This window comes from Streptomyces sp. NPDC001599 (genome assembly GCF_042893535.1).
Lineage (GTDB): Bacteria > Actinomycetota > Actinomycetes > Streptomycetales > Streptomycetaceae > Streptomyces.
Genome location: NZ_JBIAVA010000001.1, coordinates 410,509 through 435,623, shown reverse-complemented (window position 1 = coordinate 435,623; position 25,115 = coordinate 410,509). Strand labels below are relative to the sequence as shown.

Genomic DNA, 25,115 nt, shown 5'->3' with positions numbered 1-25,115 from the left:
GAGACCTGCGACCGTGGACGATCAGACAGACGTTCGACACATGGCGCGGACCGAACAGGCCGCGCGGACCGTTCCGGCCGAAGCGCTGGTGGGCATCGTCGGCGGGGGCACGATGGGGACCGGTGTGGCGCAGTGCTTCGCCGAAGCCGGACACCCCGTGGTCGTGGTCGACAACGACCCCGGGGCGCTGGCCTCGGGGCCGGCCCGGCTCCGCGCCGGGATCAGGACGGCCACGCTGCTGCGCCGGGGGTCCCGGCGGACACGGGAGGCCGCCCCCGCGTCCCGCACCGAGTCGCTCGTGACCTGGTCCGCCGAACCGGCCGATCTGGCGGGCGCTCTCCTGGTGGTCGAGTGCGCCCGGGAGGACGAGGACGTCAAGGAGGGGATCCTCCGGAGGCTGGACCGGATCTGCGGAGCCGAAACGATCTTCGCGTCCAACACCTCGTGCATCCCGGTCGCTCGTCTCGGGTCCTTCACGGCCCGCCCCGACCGTGTCATCGGCACCCACTTCATGAACCCGGCGCCGGTCATGGACGCGGTGGAGGTGATCCGCGCGCCGGAGACCAGCGCCCACACCGTGGAGCGCACGCAGGCGTTCCTCGCCCGGGTCGGAAAGCACGCCCTCGTGGTGCGTGACGCTCCGGGCTTCGTGACGAACCGGGTGCTGATGCCGACCCTGAACGAGGCGGCCGCCGTGCTGGGCGAGGGAACCGCGGACGCCGAGACCGTGGACCGCATCTTCCAGGACTGCTTCGGCCACCCCATGGGGCCGTTGCGCACGGCCGACCTCATCGGTCTCGACACCGTCGCCGACTCACTGGAGGTGCTGCGCCGGCACACCGGCGAGGAGCGCTTCCGGCCCTGCCCGCTGCTGGCCCGTCTCGTCGCCGAGGGCCACCTGGGACGCAAGTCGGGCCGGGGCTTCCACCAGTACACGTCGCAGCCCCTCGCGGCGCCGGGAGGGGCCGGTCATGGCTGACCGCCGGGACACGCGCACCGACCGCCGCACCGACCGCCGCACCGACCGGGACGCCGGCCGGTCGCGGGAACCGGCCGGCTCCCGCCCGGTGACGCTCGGCGGCCCGGACACCGCGCGCGTGGCCGCCACCGCCCGCTACGCCGGTGTGCCGGCCCGGGCGGTGCTGCGCGCCGCCGTGGCGGCCTACGCCCACCGGACGACCGGCGCCACGGACGTGGTGCTCGGGCTGCCGGTCACCGGACCGGCGAGCCGGGTGAGCGGCCGGGTCCCGGACGCGAGCGGCTCCGTCGTGCCGCTCCGGCTGACCGTGCGGTCCTCCGCCACCTTCGCCGAACTGGTCCAGGACGTCGCCCGGGAGTCGCGCGCGGCCCTCACCCGCCGGGGGCCGGGCCCCCGGGAGGGGCGGCCCGGAGCCGGGACGCCGGACGACCGGCCCCGGCCGTTCGGACTGGTCGCCGACGTCCGCACTCCCGGGGCCGTGCGCTTCGACGACCTGTCCGCGGGGGCCCACGACCTGGTGCCGGAACCGGTCCACGACCTGCGCGTCGTACTCGACGACGATCCCGTGGACCAGCGGTTGCGGGTCGTCTTCCGCGGGGCGGCGGACCGCTGTTCCGTCACCGAACTCGACGCACACGCCCGGCGTTTCGCCCGGCTGCTGTCCTCGGCCGTGGCCGGTCCGGGACGCCCGCTGGGCGCCTTGGGCCTGCTGGCGGCGGACGAGGTGGCGGCCGTGCGCTCCTGGTCGGGCGGCGCGGCCCGCGAAGCACCCGGCCGCACCCTCGTCGACCTGCTGGAGAGCGCCGCCCTCAGGCACGCCGACTCCGTCGCCGTCATCGGTGCCGACGAGAGGCTCACCCACGGCGAACTCCACGAGCGCGCCAACCGGCTGGCCCGTCTCCTGCTCGACCGGGGTGCCGGGCCGGAGTCGGTCGTCGGGCTGCTGCTTCCCCGGGGCGCCGGGACGGTCGTGGCGATGCTCGCGGTGCTCAAGACCGGTGCCGCGTACCTGCCGCTCGCCCCCGACCACCCGGCCGAGCGGCTCCGCTTCATGGTCGAGGAAGCAGGACCCGTCTGCCTGCTGACCGACACCACCACCGACTCCCGCGCCGCGGACCTCGCGACCGGGCCGGTCACGACCCTGCGGCTCGACAGCCCCGCGACGGCCGAGGCGCTGGCGCGCCGCGCACCCACGGCACCGACCGACACCGACCGCCCCGAGCCGCTGCGGCCCTCGCATCCCGCGTACGTCGTCTACACCTCGGGCTCCACCGGTACGCCCAAGGGGGTCGTGGTACCGCACCTCGGTGTGGTCGCACTGGTGGACTGGGCGACCGCCGAGTTCGACGCCGAGTCGTTGGCACACGTGCTGGCGGCGAGCCCCTTCGGCTTCGACGTGTCGGTGGCCGAGATCTTCCCCGCGCTGGCGGCGGGCGGCAGCGTCGAGGTGGCCGACAGCCTCCTGTCGCTGCTCGACGGCGACCCGCCGCGCTGGTCGGGCGGTCTGCTGTACGCCATCCCCTCGGTCCTGTCCGGGCTGGTGGGGGCCGGCGGCCTCCAGGTGTCGGCCAGGACCGTCGCGACGACCGGCGAGGCACTCCCCGCGACGCTCGCCGCGCGGCTCCGGGAGACCATGCCCGGCACCCGGGTGCTCAACGCGTACGGGCCCACCGAGGCGACCGTCCTCGCCACGGCGGCCACCGTCCATGCCGCCGCCCCGGCGGGCCACGGTCCGGTGCCGGAGGACGCACCGCCCGTCGGACGGCCGCTGGACCACGTACGCGCCTACGTGCTCGACAGTGCGCTGCACCCCGTGGAGGCAGGCCGCCAGGGCGAGTTGTACCTGGCCGGGGACGGTCTCGCCCGGGGATATCTGCGCCGGACCGGGCTGACCGCGGAGCGTTTCGTCGCCGACCCCTTCGGCCCGCCCGGCGCACGGATGTACCGGACCGGCGACCTGGCCCGTTGGCGGCCCGACGGCCGGCTCGACTTCCGCGGCCGCGTGGACGCCCAGGTCAAGGTCAACGGCGTCCGCGTCGAACCCGGCGAGGTGGAGGCGGTGTTCGCCCGGCACCCGGCGGTCGCCGAGGCCATGGTCCGGGTCCGGAAGGGGAACGGTGGCGGCGCCCGGCTCGTGGCCTGCCTGGTGCCCGCGGAGGGGGCCCGCCTCCCCGGCCGCGACGCGCTGCGGGACTGGGCGGCCGAACGGCTGCCGGCCCCCATGGTCCCGGCCGAGCTGGAAACGGCACCGGTGCTGCCGCGCACCGGCAGCGGCAAGCTCGACCGCGGGAAGCCGCCGGCGGGCGCACAGCCGCTGGAGGCCAACCCTCTCCCGGCCGTCGGACGGGCGGGCCCCCGGCTCGCCGCCCCCGCTGCCGGCGGAGCGCGGGAGGAGCTGGTGGCGCGGGCGTTCCGCGAGGTGCTCGGGCTCCCCGAAGTCGCCGGGGACGCCGGCTTCTTCGACCTCGGCGGCGACAGCATGATGGCGATCCGGCTGCTGAGCCGGCTGCGCCGGGCGGGTCTCGTCCTCACGGCGCAGGACGTCTTCGAGCACCCGACGGTCGGGGCGCTGGCCCGGGTCGCGCGCGGGACGAACCGCGCGGTGGGACCGGAGGACGTGGCCGCGGTGGGACCGGAGGACGTGGCCGCGGAGGGACCGGAGGACGTGGCCGCGGAGGGACCGGAGGACGTGGCCGTGGAGGGCACGAGGGCCGAGGACGGGTGGCGCGGTGCCCGGGAGCCCTGGGGGGAAACCGGCGACGCGGTCCTGCTGCCGCTGCGGGAGTCGGGCGGCGAGCCGCCCCTGTTCTGCGTGCACCCGGCGGCGGGCCTGTCCTGGTGCTACGCCGGACTCACCAAGCCGCTCGGCGCGGACCGGCCGGTGTACGGCCTCCAGGCCCGGGGACTGGACGGGTCAGCAGCCCTGCCGGCGTCCGTGCGGGAGATGGCGGCGGACTACCTGCGCCAGGTCCGGTCCGTCCGGCCCACGGGCCCCTACCGCCTCCTCGGCTGGTCCTTCGGCGGGGTGGTCGCCCACGAGATGGCCGTGCAACTGGAGGAGTGCGGCGAGTCGGTGGAGACGCTGGCGCTCCTGGACGCCGTGCCCGCGGGCCAGGGCGCGGACACCTTCGACGCGGCGGCCTCGGCCGAGGCCGCCGCGGGATCGCTGGCCGGCCGGGACGTCCTCGCGATGCTCCTGGACTTCTTCGGCTACGACCGCCCCCGCCTGCCGGCGGGCGAGTCGCTGACCTATCCGCGGTTCGTGGAGGTCACCCGTGCGCGGGAGGGACTGCTGGCCTCGTTCGACGAGCAGCGGATCGCCGCGCTGGCCCGGGCCCTCACCAACAACGTGCGGGTCGCGGGCCTGCACGCGCCACGCCCGTTCGGCGGGAACTGCGTGCTGTTCACCGCACGGGGCAACGCGCCCGAGACCGCGCTCGGCCGGTGGCGTCCGCTGATCAGGGGGACGCTCGAGGTCCGGCCGGTCGACTGCACACACACGGAGATGGGTGGCCCCGCCGCGCTCGGCGACGTAGGCCGCGTCCTCCTCGAACAGTGGGCCGCCGAGGCACCACGGAAGGGGCCGGTGCGCACTCCATGAGCAACGAGCCGGAGCACGTGCGCGCGGCGGGGCACCCGTCGATACCGCTCACCACGATGCAGCAGGGGATCTGGTGGGGGCAGCAGTTGGCGCCCCCGGGCCGGTACCAGCTGGCGAGTGCGTTCGAGATCGCCGGAGACCTCGATCCGGACCTGTACGAGAGGGCCTTCCGGTTCGCCGTGGCGGAGACCGAGCCGTTCAGGTCCCGGTTCTCCGTCACGGCCTCCGGGGAGCCGAGGCAGTGGGTCGGCCCCCTCCCCGACTGGCGGATCCCCGTCGTCGACTTCCGGCGGGAGCCCGCACCCCTGGCCGCCGCGCTGGACTGGATGCGGTCGGATCTCGGCCGGCCGCTCGACCTGGAGAACGGCCCGGTGTTCAGGACCGCGTTCCTGCGCCTGTCCGCGGACCGGGTCTGCTGGTACCTCCTCGTCCACCATCTGGTGGTGGACGGCTTCGGCCTGGCGCTGTTCGCCCGACGGCTCGGCGAGGTCTACGCGGCGCTGGAGCACGGCGAGCGCCCGCGGCCCGGCCACCAGGTGCCCTTGGACACCCTGCTCGAGGCCGAGCGTGCCTACCGCTCCACGCCCGGTTTCGAGGCGGACCGCGAGTTCTGGACGGCGAAGCTGGCCGGCTGGCGGGGAGCCGTACGGCCGGGGCCGTCCCCGTCCGACGCGCCCGGCCGGGCGGACTCCGGACGGCCGGGCGGGGCCCCGGTGCGTGCTGTCTCCCGGATGCGCGAGGACCGGGTGGCCGCCCTCCGCGCCCGCGCACGCGCGCTGGGCGTCGACTGGACGGTGCTGGCGACCACCTCCGCCGTCCTGCTGGAGCATGCCCGGGCCGGCGGGGGTGACGAGGTCGTCGTGGGGTTCCCGGTCGCGGGCCGCACCCACAAGACGGCGGGTGCCGTGACCGGTGCGGCCTCGAACGTGCTGCCTCTGCGGGTACCCGTCGACCTGCGCCGGCCGGTCGCCGACCTGGTGCGGACCGTCGACGAGGCGACCGCCCTCGCCCTCGGCCACCAGCGCTACCGGTACGAGGACCTCCGCCGCGACCTCGGCCTCACCGGGACGACGCACGCGCCGTACCGGCTGAGCGCGAACATCGTCCCGTTCAGTTTCGGCCGCGATTTCGCCGGGCGGCCCATGACCCTCAGACAGCTCAACATCGGTGCGGTGGAGGATCTCTCCGTCGCGATCAGGCCGGAACGCGGCCGGACCGGGCTCATGGTGGAGGCGCAGGCCGAGGCCGGGCGGTACACGCCCGAGGAGGTCACCGCCGAGGCCGACCGCTGCGTACGCCTGCTCGACCAGCTGGCCGACGAACCCGGGCGCCCGGCCGGGGAGCTGGATCTGCTGGCGCCCGAGGAGCGCAGGCTGCTCGTCCCGCGCGTCGGCACTCCCGCACCCCTGTCGCCCCGTACGCTCCCCGAGCTGTTCGAACACTGGGCCGCGCGCACTCCGCACGCCCCGGCGGTCGCCCACGGCGACCGGCAGCTCACCTACGGCGAGCTGAACGCGCGCGCCAACCGGCTGGCCAGGACGCTGGTCCGGCGCGGCGCGGGCCCCGAACGCACCGTCGCCGTCCTGCTCCCCCGCTCCACGGACCTGCTCACCGCGATCGTGGCGGTGACCAAGACCGGCGCGGCCTACCTCCCCCTCGACCCGGGGTGGCCGCCGGAGCACACCGCACGCATCCTCGCGGACGCGCGGCCGGTGTGCGTGCTGTCCGGGACGGACCCGACGGAAACCCCGAGCGAGGCGGAGCCGAGCGAGGCGGATCTCGGCGACGCGGACCGTACGGCGCCGCTGACGCCCGACCACGCCGCCTACGTCATCTACACCTCCGGGTCCACCGGCCGCCCCAAGGGTGTGGTGGTCCCGCACCGCGGTCCGGTGGCGCTGCTGCGGGCGGGAGCCGCCGAGTTCGGTCTCGGCCCCGACGAGACGTGGGCGATGTTCCATTCCTGCGCCTTCGACTTCTCCGTGTGGGAGATGTGGGGCGCCCTCGCGCACGGTGGCCGGCTGGTGGTCGTACCCGGCGAGGTGAGCCGCTCCCCCCACGCCCTTCTCGACCTGCTGGTGCGGGAGCGGGTGACGGTGCTCAACCAGACGCCCTCCGCCTTCCGGTCGCTGGAGCAGGCCGACGCCGAAGCCCCGGAGCGGGGACGGGAACTGGCCCTGCGCCGGATCATCTTCTGCGGTGAGGCGCTCTCCCCCGCCGTCGTGCGTTCCTGGTACGAACGGCACCCGGACTCCGCGCCGGTCCTGGTCAACATGTACGGCATCACCGAGACCGCGGTCCTGTCGACCCGGCTCGACCTGGCCCGCGAGCACGGTGCGGCGCGGGCCGTCCCGATCGGCAGGGCCGTCGCCGGCACGCGGCTGTACGTACTGGACGACCGGCTGCGCCCGGTCCCCCCGGGGGCGCCCGGTGAGCTGTACGTCGCGGGCACCGGGGTGGCCCGGGGCTATCTGCACCGCTCCGCCCTGACGGCGCAGCGCTTCGTGGCCGACCCCTTCGGCCCCGCCGGGTCCCGGCTGTACCGCTCGGGCGACCTGGTACGCGCCCGTCGGGACGGCTCGCTGGAGTATCTCGGCAGGGCGGACGACCAGGTCAAGATCCGTGGCTTCCGGATCGAACCGGCCGAGGTCGAGGCGGCGCTGCTGGCCGCCCCCGGGGTGGCGGGCGGCGCCGTGCTGGCGAGCTGCGGTGATCCGCACGGTCCTGCCCGCACCGGGCCGGACGGCGGTCGGGGAGCCGACGGGGCCGCACGGTTGGTGGCCTACGTCGTGCCCGCCCGCGACACGGCGGCCGAGGGTCCCGGGCCGGCGCTCGCCCGGCTGCGGGAGTGGCTGCGCGCGCGGCTTCCGGCGCATCTGGTGCCGTCGCTGTTCGTCCCGGTCGACCGGCTGCCGCTCACCCCCAACGGGAAACTGGACCGCGCGGCGCTCCCCTCCCCCCACGCCGGCGCGCACACGCCCTCACGCGCTCCCGGCACACCGCTGGAGGCGGAGCTGGCCGGTCTGTACGCCGACCTGCTCGACGTGGAGGAGGTGGGCGCCGACGACGACTTCTTCGACCTCGGGGGCGACAGCCTGCGGGCGACACGGCTGGTCTCCCTGGTGCGCCGCGCCGGCCTCGGCGTCCGGGCGGAGCTGGACGTCCGGGACGTCTTCCGCCACCCGACCGTCGCCGGGCTCGCCGACCGTCTGGGCGGAGCGGACCACCGGGGCGGGACCTCCGTGCCACCGGGGCCCCCGCCCGTCCCCCGGCTCGCGCCGGCCGCGGAACGGGGCGAGGAGCCGGTCCCGCTCTCCTTCGGCCAGCGGCGCTTCTGGTTCCTGCACCGGCTCAACGGCCCCGACAGCACCTACAACGTCCCCCTGGTGCTGCGCTGGGAGGGCGAGCTGGACCAGCCGGCGCTCCGTGCCGCCCTGGGCGACCTCACGGCCCGGCACGAGACCCTGCGTACCCTCGTGCGGCAGCACGGCGGACAGGCGGTCCAGCACATCCTGCCGGTCACGGCCGCCCGCCCGGCGCTCGCCGTCCGGTCCGTCACCGCGGACCGGCTGCCAAAGGCGCTGAGCACCGCGATCGCCCGCCCCTTCCACCTGGAGAGCGAGCTTCCCCTGCGTGCGGTGCTCTTCACCACGCAGGACCCCGGAAACCGGACGCTGCTCCTGCTGCTCCACCACATCGCCTGCGACCGCGCCTCGCTGCGACGGCTGCTGGGCGACCTGGGCACCGCGTACCGGGCCCGGGTGGGCGGCGGCGCCCCGGACTGGGCGCCGTTGCCCGTCCAGTACGCCGACTTCACCCGCTGGCAGCGTGAACTGCTCGGCACCGACGAGGAGCCCAGCGCCCTGCGGGCCGGTCAACTCGCCTACTGGGACAAGACCTTGACCGGCCTGCCGGAGCACGTCGTGCTGCCCGGCGCCCGGACCGAGCGGCCGTCGTCCGGGCGTCCGGCACCCGGCGGCGGGACGGTGGCGTTCACCGTCCCCGCGGACGTGCACGAGCGGCTCCTGGAGCTGGCCGCGGGCGAGCGGGCCAGCCTCTTCCTGGTGGCGCACGCCGCGGTGGCCGCGTTGCTCACCCGCCTCGGCGCGGGGACGGACATCCCGGTCGGCACGGCGGTGTCCGACCGTGCGAACGCGGAACTCGACGACCTCGTCGGCTTCTTCGTGAACACGCTCGTCCTGCGCACCGACACCTCGGGCGAGCCGACCTTCCGTGAGCTGCTCGGCCGGGTCGCGGAGGCCGATCTGGGCGCGTTCGCCCACCAGGACGTGCCCTTCGACCTGGTCGTTCAGGCGCAGGGGCCGCGGCGGGCGGCGAGTGGGCGGGCCGTGTTCGGCCGGCCCCTGTTCCAGGTGATGCTGGTGCTCGCCCCGCCCCTGCCCGAAAGGCTGGAGCTGCCGGGCGCGTCCGCCACGGTGGACCTGACCGGCACCGGTTCCGCCGGGTTCGACCTGACCTTCGGGCTGTCCGAGCGGAGGACCGCCGACGGCGCCGGTGGCGGAGTCGACGGCGTGGTCGAATACCGGACCGATCTGTTCGACCGGTCCACCGTCGAGACTCTGTGCGCCCGCTTCACACGGCTGCTGCGCACCGTCGCGGCCGCCCCGGACGTCCCGGTGCACGGCATCGACCTGTCGGGGCCGGCGGAAGGATGACGGCTGCCCGCCCTTCGCACCCACCGCCACCTGCGGCGTATGAAGTTCTCATACCTGCGGGCTCGCAGGATTCACCTCCTTCTCGTGGCGCCCTCACTGTCGCCCGCCCGGCGCCGGATGCCAGGCTCACGCCATCCGGGAGAAGAGGTAACTGGCATGGTCTATCTGGACATTGGATTGCTCGGACCGTTCACGGCCTCGGTGGACGGTGTCTCCATCGTCCCCAGCGCGGCCAAGCAGCGCAGGCTGCTCGCACTGCTCGCGGTCGGCGGCGGGCGGGAGATGAGCATGGCCGCCATCGCCGAGGAGCTGTGGGAGGGATGCCCCCCGGCCGGTCCGTCGGCTGCTGTGCAGACGTATGTGAAGCAGTTGCGGCAGCGGATCGCCGCCGCCGTCTCCCGGCGCACTCCGTGCGTCGATCCCAAGGAGGTCCTCAGCCGCGGGCACAGCGGCTACCGGCTCGACATGCCCGACGTACGGGTGGACGCCCGGGTGTTCGAGCGTCTGGTGCGGGAGGGTGAGCAGGCGATCGGCCGCGGTGAGGACCGGCAGGGTGCCTTGCTGCTGTCGGACGCGCTCACCCTGTGGCGCGGGCAGGCCCTGAGCGACGTGCGCTCCTCGGGTGCCCTGCGGGCCGAGGCGCTGCGGCTGGACGAGGTACGGCTGGCCGCCGTCCAGTCGCGCATCGACGCCGAGCTGCGGCTCGGTCAGCACGCGCACCTGGTCAGCGAGCTGACCGCGCTCACCACGCTGTATCCGCTGCAGGAGAACCTGCACGCGCAGTTCATCGTCGCGCTCTACCGCAGCGGGCGCCCCTCACAGGCTCTGGAGGCCTTCCGGAGGCTGCGTGAGGCGTCCGTGCGCGAGCTGGGGATCGAGCCGTCACGGCGGCTCCAGGAGCTGCACCGCTGGGTGCTGACCGGTGAGCCGCTCCTTGACGCCCCGTCCTATACCCTGACCGCGTTCTAGTGGGCGGCAGGTCCCCTCGAAAGGAGGGCAGGCAATGCCGGACACGCCTGCTGACGTCGTCACGGTCCACCTCTGGTCGCTGTCCGAGGACGTGACCGTCGAGCACGACGAAGGCCACGACCAGTTGGTGCTCAAGAGCCGCTGGGGCCTGGACTGCGTGGACCGTCCCGGGCCCGAGGTACGGGAGGTGCTGCGGCGGATGGAGCTGGGGCCCGTGGTCCTCGCCAACGTCGCCGAACCGCACGTCGACCTGACCGAGGTCCTGCTTCCGGTGCTGAGCCGGCTGTCCCACCTGGTGGTGCGCACCCTCGGCGTCGAGGACCTGCGGGGCCCGCTGCTGTCGGTGTTCCCGTTGACGCCGGACGCGCCCCTGCCCCTGGTCTGGCTGCCGGGGCAGCGGGCGGTGCGGCTTCCGCGCGGGATGGTCCTGACCATGATGGACTCCGGGCTCTCGCTGGAGGCCGACGACTGTCCGCACCGGGTCGTGCTGCACCGGCCCGAGGCCGCGCTCGTGGTGGCCATGCTGGCCTGGCCGGTCACCCCGGACCGGGCGAAGGCGGAACTGCCGCTGCCGCTGCACGTGACGGAGGGCATCCTCCGCTATCTGGCGGCGGCGGGCATGGCGCCGCCCGCGTACGACGGCGGATGAGCCGCCGGTGTCAGACCAGCCAGCCGGCGTCCCGGGCGATGCGGATCGCGTCGACCCTGTTGCGGGCGTTCAGCTTGGTGACCACCGTCGTGAGGTAGTTGCGCACGGTCCCGGTGGACAGGTGCAGGGCGGAGGCGATCTCCTTGGCCTCGGAGCCCTCCGCCGCACGGCGCAGCACCTCCGTCTCCCGCTCGGTCAGCGGGCTCTGCGCACCGCCCCACGAGGCGAGCGCCAGCTTGGAGTCGATGACCCGGTGTCCGGCGACGATCCGCCTGATGGCGTGCGCCAGTTCGGCCGGTGACTCGTCCTTGAGGAGATAGCCGTGCACCTCGGCGGCGAGCGCCCGGCGCAGGGTGCCCGGGCGGCCGAGGCTGGTGAGCATGAGAGTCTTGCAGCTGGGCAGACGTTCCCGCAGCTGGACGGCGGCGCTCAGACCGTCCAGGCCCGGCAGATCGATGTCGATCACCGCGATGTCGGGCTTGACCCTGAGGGCCGCGTCGATGATCTCGTCCCCACGCTCCAGTTCGCAGACGACTTCCAGATCCCTCTCCAGACCCAGAAGCGCCACCAGCGCCCCCCGGACCATGTTCATGTCCTCGGCCAGCAATATCCGAATCATCGCGGCGCGCCCCCCTTTTGGCACAGCGATCAGTCCCGGCAGCTTATCAACACCGTTGAGAGCGCAAACAATTCAATTTTCACGCCGCCGACCGGGTCACGCCGCCGACTGGCTGTCGCCCGCCCGGTCCTCCCAGTCCGCGCCGGCCGCGCCGCCGGGACTGCGCTGTTCGGGAACGCGGGCCACGACCCGGAACATGCCGTCGTCGTCCTGCTCCACGCTCAGGCTGCCGTCGACGGCGCGCAGCCGGGTCTGCAGGTTGCCCAGGCCGCTTCCGCTGTGCGGTGACGGGTCCCGATGGCCTTTCGCCGCCCCGTCGTTGACGACGATCAGCCGCACCTGGCCGGCGTCCCGTTCGGCGGCGATCTCGCAGAACGTCGCGCGGCTGTGGCGCAGTACGTTGGTGACCGCCTCGCGGAGCACCGTCGCGAACACGGTCTCCAGCTCCTGGTCCAGCCGCCCGGTCCTGACCCGCGCGACGACGCGCACGTCGGCGGCGCTGAGCACGGACTGGGCCGAGCCGACCTCGTCCTCGAGGGACATGTCGCGGTAGCCGCTGGCCACGATGCGCACATCGGCCAGCGACTGGCGGGACATCGTGAGGACGTCCTTGACCTCGGACTTGGCCCGGGACGGGTGCGCGGGCAGCAGGCGGTGGATCAGCTCGCCCTTGAGTGTGATCGCCGAGAGGCTGTACCCGAGCAGGTCGTGCAGGTCCCGGGCGAACCGGAGGCGTTCCTGGGTGACCGCGACGCGGGTGAGTTCACCGCGGGTCTCGTGCAGGACGCGGATCAGGTCGGCGAGCCGGGTGAGGCCGAAGATCACGAGCCCGGTCAGCAGGGTGGACTGGACGTAGTAGAACGTCTCGACCACCGGAAGGTCGACGAGCAGCGGCGGGGCGAGCATCGAGGCGCCCACCACCCCGTACAGCAGCCAGGCCTGCCGCGGCGGCAGGAGGAGCAGGAGGGAGCCCGCGAGGAAACCCGCCATGGAGCCCCACTGCGTCCGGAAGACGAGGAGGGGGAGGTAGGTCAGAAGTGCCTGGACGCCCAGGGTCAGGGCCTTCTGGCCGGTGGACGCGAGGTTCGCACCGGGTCTGGAGTGCAGCACCTGCAGTCCGAGGATGCCGAGCAGGCACAGGGTCGCCGCGGACACCTCGACGACGGAGGAGTGGGAGCTGAGGATGTTGAGCAGGGTGATGCTGGAGTAGCACAACAGGGCCGCGAGGAGCACGAACCGGCCCAGCCGCGGGGCGGGGATGGTGCCGCTGCCGCCGGGGGCCTCCTCCGGTTGTCCGGGGTCCTCGACCGCCTGGCGCAAGGGTGTGTGACGGTACGTCATGTTCGAATCCCCTCTCGCGCAGCCCCGTCCCCGCTGTGGAGCATAGGCGAGCAGGATGTGGATCACCTATGGGGTTGCCGAACCTCGGACGGGCTCAGGAGCGCACGAGCAGTCCGCGTTCCAGGGCGACCACGACGGCGCGCGTGCGGTCGCTGACGTCGAGTTTCGCGAAGACCCGCAGGAGGTGCGTCTTCACCGTGGCCTCGCCGATGACCAGGCGGCGGCCGATCTCGGCGTTGGACAGGCCGTCGGCGACGGCGTGCAGCACGTCCCGTTCGCGGGCGGTGAGCACGACCGGTTCGGGGCGGCGCATCCGGGCCACGAGTCGCTCCGCGACCTTGGGCGCGAGGACCGTCTCACCGCGCGCCGCCGAGCGGATGGCGTCGGCGAGCTGGTCACGGGTGGTGTCCTTGAGGAGGTAGCCGACGGCGCCGGCCTCCACGGCTCGTTCGATCTCGACGTCCGTGTCGTAGGTGGTGAGGATCAGCACCCGGGTGGCGACGGGAAGGGCGACGATCTCGGTGGTGGCGGCCACCCCGTCGAGTACCGGCATGCGCAGGTCGACCAGGGCCACGTCGGGGGCGAGCCGCTCGACGAGACCCACGCCCTCGCGGCCGTCGCTCGCCTCGCCGACGATCTCGATGGTGGGCTCGTTGGTCAGCAGGGCGATGACTCCGGCGCGCATCACGGCGTGGTCGTCGACCACGACCACACGGATCCGGCCGGCTGCGGTGTCGGTCATGGTCAGTCCTGACTGTGCGTGGGAAGGCTGGCGAGAATACGGGTGCCGTCCCCGAGGGAGCTGGTGACGGAAAGTTCGCCGTCGAGTTCGGCCAGCCGCCGGCGCATGCCGTCGAGGCCGAAGCCGTGGGACTCCTCGACGAGGAAGCCGCAGCCGTCGTCGGTGATCTCCAGCTCGACGACGCCGGCGAGTTCGGTGAGGATCACGCCGACGGTGGAGGCCCCCGAGTGCTTGCGCACGTTGGCGAGGGACTCCTGGGTGCAGCGCAGCAGGGCCACGCGGGTGCGCTGGTCCAGCTCCATGTCGCGCAGTTCGGCGGTGACGGTCAGGCCCGTGTCCTGGACGAAGCGGTCCAGGGTCCGGCGCAGGGTGGTGGCCAGGGAGCCGGGTGCGACGCCGCTCTCGGGGGCGGAGCCGACGAGCACCCGGGCCTCGGCGAGGTTCTCGCGGGCGGTCTGCTCGATGGAGGTGAGCTGTTCGACGCAGCGTGCGGGGTCGGTGACGGTGGCGGCGCGGGCGGCCTCCGCGAGCACCACGATGGAGGCGAAGCCCTGGGCGAGGGTGTCGTGGATCTCCCGGGCGATCCGTTCACGCTCCTCGGCCGCGCCCTGCTGCTGGTACACGGCCACCAGTTCCTCCTGTGTGACGGCGAGTTCGGCGGTCAGTTGCTCCTGGCGTTCGTTGCTCTGGCCGACGAAGCGGTGCACCCACAGCCCCAGGCCCAGGCCGACGCCGTAGGCGACCATGGTGAGCACGACGTTGCCGGTGAGGAACTGGGGGCTCCAGCCCTGGCCGAGCGTGCTGCCGAGGACGGTGAGGGCGGCGGCGGCCCCGCTGAGCGCGCCCGCGTCGCGCGGGGTGCGGGCGAAGAGCCAGAACTGCGGCAGGGACACCATGTAGAAGGCGGCCCCGCCGTCCAGCAGGTAGGACGTCCCGCCGAGGACGAGACCGAGGACGGCGAGGTAGGTGCGGGGCCGCAGGACGGGGTTGTCCTGCCGGGTGACGACGGCGAGGTGACACAGCGCGATCAGTGCGAGCAGGCCGAGGACCCAGTACCTCCGGGCCGGCGACGCGTCGAACACGGCGACGGCCGGGGGCAGCAGGCCGAACAGGAGCCAGCCTGCCGAATACCATCCGCGGATGCGGTCCGGCACGAGCCGGTCGCCCGGCTGCTGCTGCCACTGAGCCACGGTGAGTCACCTCGCTCGCAGGGGAGTTGCGGGGCCGACGGTCGAGTCGATCAGTTTACCGACTCCAGGGTGCGGGGGGCCGGTTCGGTGCTGCGCAGGGCTCGGCGCACCGCCCGCGAGGGCCACCAGTTGGCGCCGCCGAGCAGCAGCATCATGGACGGCAGGACCAGCATGCGGATGACGAAGGCGTCCAGGAGGACGGCGACCGCGAGGCTGAAGCCGATCTGCTTCATCTCGATGATGTGCAGGGCCGCGAAGCTGGCGAAGACCGTGACCATGACCACGGCGGCGCTGGTCACCACGCTCGCCGAGCTGCCGATTCCCTCGATCACGGCCTGGCGGGTCGGGACTCCGCGCAGGGCGGCCTCCCGGATCCGGCTGATCACGAAGACCTGGTAGTCCATCGACAGGCCGAACAGGATCACGAAGAGGAACAGCGGGACGCGGGCGCCGATCGAACCGGTGGAGGTGAAGTCGAGCAGGCCTTCGGCCCAGGTGTGCTGGAAGACCATGACGAGCACGCCGAGCGCGGCGGCGGCCGACAGGAGGTTGAGGACGATGCCGACCAGGCCGAGGACCACGGAGCGGAACGCCCACACGGTCATGGCGAAGGTCACCAGGAGCAGGGCGCCGAGGATGAGCGGCAGCTTCTTCTCCTGGTGGACCGGGTAGTCGGCGTAGCGGGCGACGTCACCGGTCACCGCGGCCTCGGCGCCCTGCACCCGGCCGACGGTTTCCGGCAGGTACGTGTCGCGGATGTCCTTGAGCGAGGACTGGGCCTCGTCGCTGCTGACGTGGTGCGGGACCTGCAGTTGGAGCATGCTGATCCGCTTGTCGGGCGAGGTGCTCAGCCGGGAGTCGCCGCTCAGTCGCGGGTCGTCCTTGACGTCGGCGGCCAGTTCGCGCAGGGCGGCGGTCACCTCGGGCGAGCGGTCGGCGTCGGCGCGGACGACGACCTGGTGCATGGCCTTCAGCTCCGGGTAGGCCGCGTTCAGCCGGTCGTAGACCTGCATGGCCTCGATGGTGCGGGAGTGCGTCTCGCGGCCCATGTCGGTGAGGTTGAGGCCGAGGACCGGGGCGGCGAGAGCGAGCATCGCGGCCACGGCGACGGTGAGCGTGGCCAGGGGGTGCTTGCCGACGGGGCGCAGCGCGGCGGCGGTCAGGCGGCCGGAGCCGGCCAGGTGCGTCTTCTGCTTCTTCGGTGCGAGCCCCCGGGCGGCCCGGCGCTCGGCGCGGCGCTCGGCTCGCATGCCCAGCTTGGCGAGGAGGGCGGGCAGTGCGGTCAGGGAGCTGACGACGGCGACGAGGGTGACGACGATCGCGCCGGTGGCGATGGACGAGAAGATGACGTCGTCGGCGAGGTAGAGGGTGGCGCTGGAGACGGCGACGGCGAGACCGGAGACGACGACGGCCCGGCCGGAGGTGGCGGCGGCGAGTTCGACGGCGGCCTGCGGGCTCAGTTTGCCGCCGGCGCGGGCCCGCTCCTCACGTTCGCGCTTGAGGTAGAAGAGCGTGTAGTCGACGCCGACGGCGAGGCCGATCAGCAGGATGATGTTGATGCCGATGCCGTTGTCGGGGAAGACGTGCGAGGCCACCATCGACAGGCCGACGGCCGCGGCGATCGAGGACAGGGCGAGCAGCAGCGGCACGAGGGCCATGGCCACGGAGCTGAAGACCAGCAGCAGGGTGACGAGGGTGACCGGCAGGGCGATCATCTCGGTGCGCGCGAGGTCGTCGCCGCGCAGCTTGTCGACGCCCTTGCTGATGGACGGCGATCCGGTCTCCTCGACGCGCAGCGAGGGGTTGGCCTCCTGCACGGCCTCGGTCTGCTCGATCAGCGGGTCGACGTGGTCCTTGCCCTCCCGCTCCGGGGCCTTCATGGTGACGGTGACCCGCACCGCCGTGCCGTCCGCGTTGCGTACCGGGTCCTCGACGGTGAGTACCTCGGGCAGTCCCGCCATCCGGGCGGCGACGTCGGCGGCGGCCGAGTCGGCGGCGGCGATGTCGATCTTTCCGGTGCCCGGCTTCGCGGTGATCAGGACGTGTTCGACGGGGCGCTGCTGTAATCCGCCCTCGGCGGCGATCGCCTCGCCGCGTCCGGCCTCTCCGATGCGGAAGTCCTCGGTGCTCGCCTCGTTGGTGCCGACGGAGATGCCGACGCCGAGGCACAGGACCACGAACACGAACCAGCCGACGATGCCCCGCCAGGGGTGGACGGCGCTCCAACGAGCCATGCGTACGGTGAGATTCTTCATGGCATCCATGCTCTTCGTCCGGGGTGTGGTGCCGACAGCGGCGACCGGTTGAACTTCGGGTCCACCGACTGGTGGACCCCCGTCCGGCTCAGTGGAAGCTGAGGGTGTGGAAGACCGTCACGTTGCCCTCCAGTTCCCGGCACCGCTGCGCGGCGGCGGCGAGCCGGCCCGCGCTGTCGGGCGCCGTGGTGTCCAGCAGGATCCCGAGCGAGGTGCCGCTGTGTCCGACGACGACGCCGAGGCCGCCGACGTCCTCGCAGACGCGGATCATGGGCTCCAGCGACCTCTTGTGGCGCAGTACCTGGTTCATCCGGGCGCTCTCGGTGGCCACGCGGCCGGCCTCGGCCAGGTCGCGGCGGGCCACCGCGCGCGTGATGCGGTCCAGGAGGCGGGCGTACTGCCGCCGGTCGGCCGTGGTGAACGGTTTCGGTATGGCGTTGAAGGCGACCGTGTCTACGGCGCCGCCCTCGTCGATGCCGACGACCGTCATCGGGGGCAGCGAGCCGAGTTCCGCGCGCAGCCGCACGCTGCGGTGGTGGAAGGCGACGATCGCCGGGTACAGGACGCCGTCGGTCGGTTCGATCCTGGCCAGGTACGACTCGATCCGGCGGGGCGGCATGGGTTCGCCCAGGGCGTTGGCGACGGCCCGTGCGGTGGCCACCAGGTCGGCGGAGGAACTGGCCAGGCCCTTGCCCTCGGGCAGGGTGCTGTCGATGACCAGCGTCCCGCCGCCGGGTCTTCCGGCGTCGTCGAGGATCATCCCGGCCAGCCGCAGCGCCTTCTTCTTGTGCCCCGGTTCCACGGTCACCCGGGCGTGGTCCGGGGTGAGGACGAAGCGTGCCGTGGACCAGCGGGCCACCGGCAGGGTGACCAGGAAGTCTCCGTCCTCCTCGGGCAGCGCGCCCTGGAGCAGTTCACCGAAGGTGCCGAAGGCGGTGCTGACCCCCGTGGCGGCCACCTGCCGGTAGTCGGTCGTGGTCACGTGCGACTCCTGTCCTCGACGGGTCTGTCCCGCACGGGCGTACGGGTGGTCGCCGCCCGTATCCGGGCCGCGCTGAGGGCCGGCCGGGTGGTGATGAAGTAGGGGCCGCCGTCGTCCAGTTCGTGGAGCGTGACGCGCTCGGCGAGCGCCCGCCAGGCGCCGACGGCACGTGCCGCCTGCGCGGTCTGCGGGTCGTCGCGGGCCACGACGACGTCGACGGGGGCGGCCAGGCGGTGCGGCCGCGGCTGTTCCTGGAGCCGGATGAGGTGCCGGTGGGAGGTGTCCACGTCGTGCCGGTAGGCACGGTCGGCGACCTCGGCCCGCTCCGGCTGGTACCCGTCCAGTTCCACGTAGGCGTGGCCGCCGCGCAGCCGGCCGAGCAGCGTGCGCCGGTCCACGGCCGCCAGCTCGGCGAGTTCGGCCCGCAGCACCGCCGTGTCGGGCAGCAGCTGGGCGCCGAGGAAGACGCGTTCGACGGGCCGGCCGGCCGCCTCCAGCAGCCGCGCGGTCTCCAGTGCGGCGGCGGCGCCGGCGCCGTGGCCCCACAGCAGGACGGGCGAGGTGATGCGGGCGAGGATCTCGTCGCCGGCGCGCCGGGCCAGCTCCGGCACGTCGAGCAGGGGTTCGTCGGGGTCGGCGAAGTCGTGGCCGGGCGGTTCGGCCCCGTACACGGCGACGCCGTCGCGCTCCAGTTCCCGCGCGAGCGCGCGGTAGTTGACCGCGTTCCCGGCGGCGTAGGGGAAGCAGACCAGGGTGTGGTGCGGGCTGCGCACCGCAAGCAGTGGATGCAGCAGCCTGGGGCGGTTCGGGCGCCGGGACGCGCCGGGGTGGCCGCGGGTGAGGGCGCGGGCCAGGTCGGCGAGGACCGGGTGGGCGACGAGGGTGGCGAGGGTCAGCCGGCGGCCGAGGTGGACGAGGAGCCGCGCGGCGGCCAGGGACGTGCCGCCGAGCGCGAAGAAGCTGTCGTCCCGCCCGATCCGTTCCAGGGGGACGCCGAGCACTTCGGCCCAGGCCACGGCGAGGCGCCGTTCTTCGGGTGTGGCCGGGGCGGTGCGGGTGGCACCGCCGTGGCCGAGGGTGCCGGCGAGTTCGGCCAGGGCCGTCTTGTCGACCTTGCCGTTGGCGGTCAGCGGGAGCCGTTCGAGCCGGTGGCAGTAGGTGGGCACCATGTAGTCGGGCAGCAGCCCCGCGAGGAAGTCGCGGGCCCGCGCGGCCGCGTCGTCGGTGGCCGGGTCCGTCTCGTCCGTGGCCGGGTCCGCCTCGTCCGTGGTGAGGAAGGCGACGAGGGTGCGGGTAGCGCCGGGGCCGCCGTCGATGACGACCGCGACGTCCCGCACCCCCGCCATGGTCGCCAGGTGGTGCTCGATCTCGCCCAGCTCGATGCGGTAGCCGCGGATCCGCACCTGTTCGTCGTGGCGGCCCAGGAACTCCAGGCGGCCGTCGGGCAGCCAGCGGCCGAAGTCCCCGGTGCGGTACATGCGGGTGTGGGCGCGGAAGGGGTCGGGGACGAATGACTGCCGGGTGCGTTCCTCGTCGTTGATGTAGCCGCGGCCCACGCAGACGCCGGAGAAGGCGATCTCGCCGGTCGTGCCGAGGGGAACCAGCTCCAGGTTGTGGTCGAGTACGTAGGTGTTGACGTTCGGCAGTGACTGCCCGAGCGGCACGAAGCCGCGCGCCGGGACGCCGTCCAGGACCTCGTGCATGGTGTCGTCGCAGACCTCGGTGGCGCCGTAGGCGTTGACGAGGCGGATGCCGGGGTGGGCGGCGAACCAGCGGCGGACGAGTTCGAGGCCGAGGACCTCGCCGGTGACGGAGAGGGTGTGCAGGGCGCCGAGATCGCGCGGGTGGCGCTCCAGGTGGCGCAGCAGGACGTCCAGGTAGGCGGGCAGGGTCTGGGCGACGGTCACCTTGCGGTCGACGAGTTCGTCGAGGAACCCGGAGACGTCGAGCAGCACGTCGGTGTCGATGATGCGGGTGGTCGCGCCGGCCACCAGCGGCGCCGCGAACTGCCACAGGGAGATGTCGAAGCCCACGGACGCGGTCTGCGCCACGACCTGGCCCCGGCCCGCCGCGAGCCCCATGTCGCCGATCTTCGCGCAGAGGTGGTTCAGCAGGCCCGCGTGCTCGCACAGGGCCCCCTTGGGGGCGCCGGTGGAGCCCGAGGTGAAGTAGATGTAGGCGGCCTGTTCGGGAGCGGGCGGTTCGGGCAGCGGGCCGTCGGGGCCGGTCGCCGTCCCCTCGACGGTCACGACCGCGGGGCCGTTGCCCTCGAGTTCGGCGGCGGCCTTGCGTACGGCGCTCTCGCAGTGGCGGTCGGTGAGGGCCAGCACGCAGACGGCCTCCCGGAGTTGGACGGCCAGGCGTTCCACGGGCAGCCCGCCCGGCATCGGGAGGTACACGGCGCCCGCCTTGAGTACGCCGATGGCGCTGGCGATCCAGTCCAGGGTGCGGTCCATGACGACGGCGACGACGTCCTCGGCGCCCGCTCCCGCCGCGGTCAGCAGCCGTGCGACGCGGTCGGAGCGCGCGTCGAGCTCCCGGTAGGTCCAGGTCCGGTCGCCGTGGGCGGCGGCGGGGGCGTCGGGCCGTTTGCGCGCCTGTTGCCGGAACAGGTCCACGAAGGTGAGGGCGGGCACGTCGACGCGGGGACCGGCGAGTTCGTAGAGCTGGGTCGCGGTCTCCTGCGGGGAGAGCAGGCTGCGGCGGTCGTGACGGGCCGTCGGGTCCTCGGCGAGCAGGCGCAGGGCGGCCCGCTGGTATCCGGCCAGGCGTGCGGCGTGGTGGCCGTCGAAGGCACCGAGGTCGTACGTCACGTGCAGGGTGAGGCCGCCGGGGTCCCGAGCCCACGCGAACCGCAGCACGGCCCCCGGGCCGGTGCCGGGGGTGCCGGTCGTGAGCCCGGTCAGGTCGAGCACGGCGTCGGGCGCGGCGTCGGGCGCCCCGGTCGCCGCCTGCGGAGCGGCGGCGACGGCCTCGCTCAGCCCGGCCCAGGTGGAGGGGTCGACGGTCAGTCGCAGGGCGCGCGGCGAAGCCCCCCGCTCCGGCGGTAGGTACCCGGAGACGACGCGGCGCTCGGAGGTGAGGGTGGCCAGCACGCGCGCGTGCGCGGTGAGCAGCAGGACGGGCAGGTCGGTGCCGAGGGCGCGGGCGGTGTCCTCCAGGCCGTCGACCAGGTCGCGGGGGATGCCGGTCCGGTGGGTGCCGACGCCGGGCCCGCCCGCGTGCGGGGCCCGCCAGCGCGGGACGGCGGTGGTGAACTCCGCGGTGTGCGGGCGGGCTTCCTCGGGGGCCCGGCCGGAGTGGCTCGTCGCGGTCATGGGGTGGCGGCCCTCTCTCGTGAAGGGTGCGGGGCGGGGACGGGCTCCACGTCGACCTCGATGAGATCCGCGGCGGCCACGGCGCGGCGGACGGCCTGCACCGGGGCGGGCGCCGCGGCCACCACGCAGGCCAGCCGGTCCTGGAACGAGTGCGTGATGCGCAGGTCGCGGCCGGGTGCGGTGCTCGCGCGTGCGGCGAGGACCCCGGGGGCCGCCGCGGCCGCGCGCAGTCCCCGTACGGCCCTCACCCGGCCCTCGTGGGTGGCCCGGACGAAGCGCACGGCGGCGTGGCCCGCGCCGGTGCCGGGGGCGGCGGCCGGGAGGCCCGCGGCACGGGCCACCACCGCGTCGACCAGGTCCAGGCCCAGCGCGGCCCGCACGGCGACCGGGATCATGCCGCCCGCCAGGCGCGGGTTGACCTCGATGACGACCGGGCCGCCCGCGGACCAGCGCAGTTCGGTGTGGGCGGCACCCCAGCCGAGGCCCAGCGCGGACAGGGCGTGCAGCGCGGTCTCGCCCAGGGCGTGGGTCGTGGAACGCGGGGCGGCGGCGGGGACGTCGTGGCCCGTCTCCACGAAGTACGGTGTCGGGCCCACGTGTTTGGCGACCACCGTGACGACCTCGCCGTCGAAGGTCTCGACGGAGAACTCCGGCCCGTGCACCGCCTCCTCCACCAGGATGCGGGCGTTGGCGCCGTCGTCCAGGAGCCGCCGGGCCCACCGGCGGGACTCGTCGGCGTCGCGGCACAGGCGTACGCCGACCGAGCCCGAGCCGCTGACCGGCTTGAGCACGACGGGGTGGCCGAGGGACTCGGCCGCGGCGACGGCCGCCGCGGCGTCCGCGACGGCCTCGAACGCCGGTACCGGCACCCCGGCGCGGCGGAGCCGTTCCCGCTGTACGTCCTTGGCGCGGCAGTCCGCCACCGCGGCACCGTCGGGCCCGGGCAGTCCGAGCGCCGCGGCGGCGCGGGCGGCCGTCGCGACGTAGTACTCGGAGCTGGAGGTGACGCCCGCGAGGCCGCCGTCCGCGGTGAGACCGGTCAGGGCGCGCAGCACGGCGTCCGGGTCACAGGTGTCCAGGAGCCGGGTGTCGACGGCGTCCTCGGCGGCGTAGGGGTAGCGTCCGGGGTCGCGGGCGAGCAGCACGGGCCGCAGGCCGCGGGCGCGGGCGGCGGCGCAGAACTCCCGTCCCGTACCGGTGGTGTTGCTCTCCACGAAGGCCATCCAGGTGCCGTTCATCGGGTGCCTCCCGGCGCGTAGCGCGCCACGATCGCCTGTGCCTCGGTGTCCAGCAGCCGACGTGCCTGTCGCTGCCGTGCGCGGTGCGCGGCGGCCCAGTCCGCCTCTTCGCCCAGGCGGCCGAGCAGGGTGTCCAGCGCCTTGCCGCACTCTCCGGGGCCGCCGCCGCGGTTCAGCTGCGCGACCACCTCGTGCAGTGCGGCTGGGGGTGTCCGCGGTCCGTCGGGCGTCGGCGCGGCGAGTTCGGTGGCGCCGGACTCGACCGCCCTGCGCACGGCCGTGCCGACCGTGTGGTGCGCCGTACGGAACGGGACGCCCTGCGCGACCATCCGGTTGGCGACGACGGTGGCCGTCACGAAGCCCTCCCTGGCGCGGGTCTCCATCCGCTCGGCGGCCGGGCGCGCCCCGGAGACCAGGACCTGGCCGAGCTGGATCGCGTCCCGCACGGCGGCCAGGGCCGGCCAGGCCGCGGAGACGGCTTCCGTGCCGACCTCGATGGAGTTGGTGAACGGGGTCGACTTCATCGCCGAGGCAGCCGCCGTCCAGGCGCCGATGGCGAGGGCCGCCTTGGCCTTGACGTGTTCGAGCAGGAACGCGTTGCGCTTCTGCGGCATCGCGGAGCTGCCCCCGACGAGCCGTTCGGGGAAGTCGACGAAGCCGAACTCCTGGGTGCTCCACAGTTGCAGGTCGGTGGCGAGGCGGCTGAGGGTGACCGCGGCGGACGCGGTCACGGCGAGCCCGCGCAGCAGGGTGTCGCGGGCGCCGACCGCGTCGGTGGCGTGCAGCGGCGGCGCCGAGAAGCCCAGCAGGACGGCCGTGCGCTCCGGGTCGACCCGCAGGTCGGTGCCGGCGACGGCGCCCGCGCCCAGGGGGCAGCGGTCCAGTTCGCCGACCGTGTGCCGCAGCGCCGCGAGGTCCCGGTCCAGGGCGGCGGCGATGCCCGCCAGGTAGTAGCCGTAGGTGACGGGCATCGCGGGCTGGAAGTGCGTGTAGACGGGCATGACGACGTGGGCGTACGCGCGGGTGCGGGCCAGGAGTACGCCTTGCTGGCGCATCAGCTCCCCGTGCAGGCCGGTCAGTTCGTCGCGCAGCCGCATCGCCGTCACGGTGGCCTTGATGTCGTTGCGGGAGCGGGCGGTGTGCAGCCTGCCGCCCACGTCGGGCCCCAGTTCGGCGGAGAGGTGGCCCTCGTACATGAGGTAGGCGCCGCGCGGGGCGTCCAGGCCCTCCAGTTCCCGGAAGCCGCCGGCCCGCAGCCGCCGTACGGCGTCGATGAGCCGGGCCGCGGCCTCGCCCGGCAGCAGCCCGTTCTCGGCGAGCATCACCACGTGCGCGAGGTCGACGGTGGTGATGGGTTCGAGTTCGCGGCGGATCTCGCCGGGGCTCTGCTCGCCGTAGACGATGCGGCGGGTGCGCGGGGCGAGGGTGCCGGTGAGGCGGCCGGTGTCCTCGCCGCGGCCGCTCACGACAGGGCCCCTTCCGGCAGCGCGGCACCGGGCGCGGCGGCGCGCGGCACGACGCCGGGTACCGCGTCGTAGGACCGCCGTCGCCACACGAGGCGGGACCAGCGCTCCCCCACCGCCCCCGGGTCGGTGACCCGCGAGGGTTCGGCGGGCCGGTCCGCCGCCGTGTGGCCGCCCGCGGCGAGCCAGGCGTCGTCGTAGACCGTGGCCTGGTAGCGGTAGCCCTCGTCGGGGAGCATCACCACACACGTGCGGTCGGGGTTGCGGCCGGCCCACCAGCGGGCGACCTGGTAGGCGGCGCCGCTGGTGGGGCCCTGGAACAGGGCGTGCCGGGCGTGCAGCGCCCGGGTGCTGGCGTAGGCCTCCGCCGCGGACAACCAGTGCACCTCGTCGAAGACCGGGTGGTCGAGGTTGGCCGGCCACAGGCTGTTGCCGAGTCCGCGCAGCTCGCGCGGGCCGTCGGGCTGGCCGAACAGGACGCTGCGGTGGGTGTCGACGCCGAGGGCGACGGTGTGCGGGGTGTGGGCGCGCAGGGCGCGGGTGGTGCCGCACATGGATCCGCCCGAGCCGACCGGGCCGACCAGGCAGTCGACGGTGCCGAGGGTGCGCCGCAGTTGGTCGGCGACCGTGCCGTACGAGCGGGGGTTGTCCGGGTTGCTGTACTGCTCCGGGCAGAAGCTGTCGGGAAGTCCGGCGCGGATCTCGGCGAGCCGGTCGAGCCGGGCCGTCTGGAAGCCGCCGACCGGTGCGGGCTCCCGGCAGATCTCGACGCGCGCGCCGAGGTCGGTGAGCCTGCGGTACAGGTTGGCGTCGATGGCCGGGTCGCTGACCAGGATCAGCTTCCGCCGCATCAGGGCGGCCTGCATGGCCAGGGCGAGTCCGAAGGTGCCGGAGGTGGTCTCCACGATGACCGTGTCGTCCCCCAGCTCACCCCGCTCCTCGGCGCGTTGCAGTATGTAGTGGGCGGGGAGCAGCTTCATCAGGGTGAAGACGGCGCCGTAGAGGTTGGGGCCGATCCTGATGAGGCGCGGCATCATCGTCGCCTCGGTGATCGAGGGGTACGTCGAGGTGGCCGGAGGCATGGTGCTCCTGGG

At 74.1% G+C, this 25,115-nt stretch carries 15 protein-coding genes; 5 read left to right on the top strand and 10 right to left on the bottom strand.

The features are described 5' to 3' along the window. The first annotated feature begins 13 nt into the window (after positions 1 to 13). The 5 genes from ACFYZ3_RS01995 (at position 14) to ACFYZ3_RS01975 (ending at position 10,874) form a co-directional block, all read left to right on the top strand. Complete coding sequence (locus tag ACFYZ3_RS01995; protein ID WP_388513365.1) at positions 14 to 979, top strand: 3-hydroxyacyl-CoA dehydrogenase family protein; 966 nt, start codon at positions 14 to 16, stop codon at positions 977 to 979. Next, complete coding sequence (locus ACFYZ3_RS01990; protein ID WP_388513363.1) at positions 972 to 4,580, top strand: amino acid adenylation domain-containing protein; 3,609 nt, start codon at positions 972 to 974, stop codon at positions 4,578 to 4,580. The genes ACFYZ3_RS01995 and ACFYZ3_RS01990 overlap by 8 nt, the downstream gene beginning before the upstream one ends. Then, positions 4,577 to 9,256, top strand: a complete 4,680-nt coding sequence (locus ACFYZ3_RS01985) for an amino acid adenylation domain-containing protein (protein WP_388513361.1) — start codon at positions 4,577 to 4,579, stop codon at positions 9,254 to 9,256. The genes ACFYZ3_RS01990 and ACFYZ3_RS01985 overlap by 4 nt, the downstream gene beginning before the upstream one ends. A gap of 156 nt (positions 9,257 to 9,412) precedes the next feature. Then, positions 9,413 to 10,225, top strand: coding sequence for a BTAD domain-containing putative transcriptional regulator (locus ACFYZ3_RS01980; protein WP_388513360.1), 813 nt, complete (start codon positions 9,413 to 9,415; stop codon positions 10,223 to 10,225). 34 nt (positions 10,226 to 10,259) lie between these two features. After that, positions 10,260 to 10,874 carry an NADH oxidase gene (locus tag ACFYZ3_RS01975; RefSeq protein WP_388513358.1) on the top strand — a complete coding sequence of 205 codons (615 nt, stop codon included), beginning with the start codon at positions 10,260 to 10,262 and terminating at the stop codon, positions 10,872 to 10,874. A gap of 10 nt (positions 10,875 to 10,884) precedes the next feature. Here ACFYZ3_RS01975 and ACFYZ3_RS01970 read toward each other — a convergent pair whose 3' ends face one another. From ACFYZ3_RS01970 to ACFYZ3_RS01925, 10 genes are all read right to left on the bottom strand, one after another. After that, entirely contained in the window at positions 10,885 to 11,493 is a 609-nt protein-coding gene (locus ACFYZ3_RS01970) for a response regulator transcription factor (protein WP_361015005.1), read from the bottom strand. A 96-nt stretch (positions 11,494 to 11,589) separates the two neighbouring features. After that, positions 11,590 to 12,834, bottom strand: a complete 1,245-nt coding sequence (locus tag ACFYZ3_RS01965) for a sensor histidine kinase (RefSeq protein WP_388513355.1) — start codon at positions 12,832 to 12,834, stop codon at positions 11,590 to 11,592. Between the two features lie 94 nt (positions 12,835 to 12,928). Next, positions 12,929 to 13,576, bottom strand: coding sequence for a response regulator transcription factor (locus tag ACFYZ3_RS01960; protein WP_361015002.1), 648 nt, complete (start codon positions 13,574 to 13,576; stop codon positions 12,929 to 12,931). Positions 13,577 to 13,578: 2 nt separating this feature from the next. Then, positions 13,579 to 14,766: a sensor histidine kinase gene (locus ACFYZ3_RS01955; RefSeq protein WP_388513352.1), complete on the bottom strand. Its 1,188-nt coding sequence runs from the start codon at positions 14,764 to 14,766 to the stop codon at positions 13,579 to 13,581. Between the two features lie 50 nt (positions 14,767 to 14,816). After that, positions 14,817 to 17,021: an MMPL family transporter gene (locus ACFYZ3_RS01950; protein WP_388513350.1), complete on the bottom strand. Its 2,205-nt coding sequence runs from the start codon at positions 17,019 to 17,021 to the stop codon at positions 14,817 to 14,819. 88 nt (positions 17,022 to 17,109) lie between these two features. Continuing rightward, entirely contained in the window at positions 17,110 to 18,003 is an 894-nt protein-coding gene (locus tag ACFYZ3_RS01945; protein ID WP_388513348.1) for a kinase, read from the bottom strand. Then, complete coding sequence (locus ACFYZ3_RS01940; protein WP_388513347.1) at positions 18,000 to 21,320, bottom strand: amino acid adenylation domain-containing protein; 3,321 nt, start codon at positions 21,318 to 21,320, stop codon at positions 18,000 to 18,002. Before ACFYZ3_RS01940 ends, ACFYZ3_RS01945 begins: the two co-directional genes overlap by 4 nt. After that, positions 21,317 to 22,558, bottom strand: coding sequence for an ATP-grasp domain-containing protein (locus ACFYZ3_RS01935; protein ID WP_388513345.1), 1,242 nt, complete (start codon positions 22,556 to 22,558; stop codon positions 21,317 to 21,319). The genes ACFYZ3_RS01940 and ACFYZ3_RS01935 overlap by 4 nt, the downstream gene beginning before the upstream one ends. Next, positions 22,555 to 24,024, bottom strand: a complete 1,470-nt coding sequence (argH, locus tag ACFYZ3_RS01930; protein ID WP_388513343.1) for an argininosuccinate lyase — start codon at positions 24,022 to 24,024, stop codon at positions 22,555 to 22,557. The genes ACFYZ3_RS01935 and argH overlap by 4 nt, the downstream gene beginning before the upstream one ends. Continuing rightward, positions 24,021 to 25,103, bottom strand: a complete 1,083-nt coding sequence (locus tag ACFYZ3_RS01925) for a cysteine synthase family protein (RefSeq protein WP_388513340.1) — start codon at positions 25,101 to 25,103, stop codon at positions 24,021 to 24,023. Before ACFYZ3_RS01925 ends, argH begins: the two co-directional genes overlap by 4 nt. Positions 25,104 to 25,115: the final 12 nt, after the last annotated feature.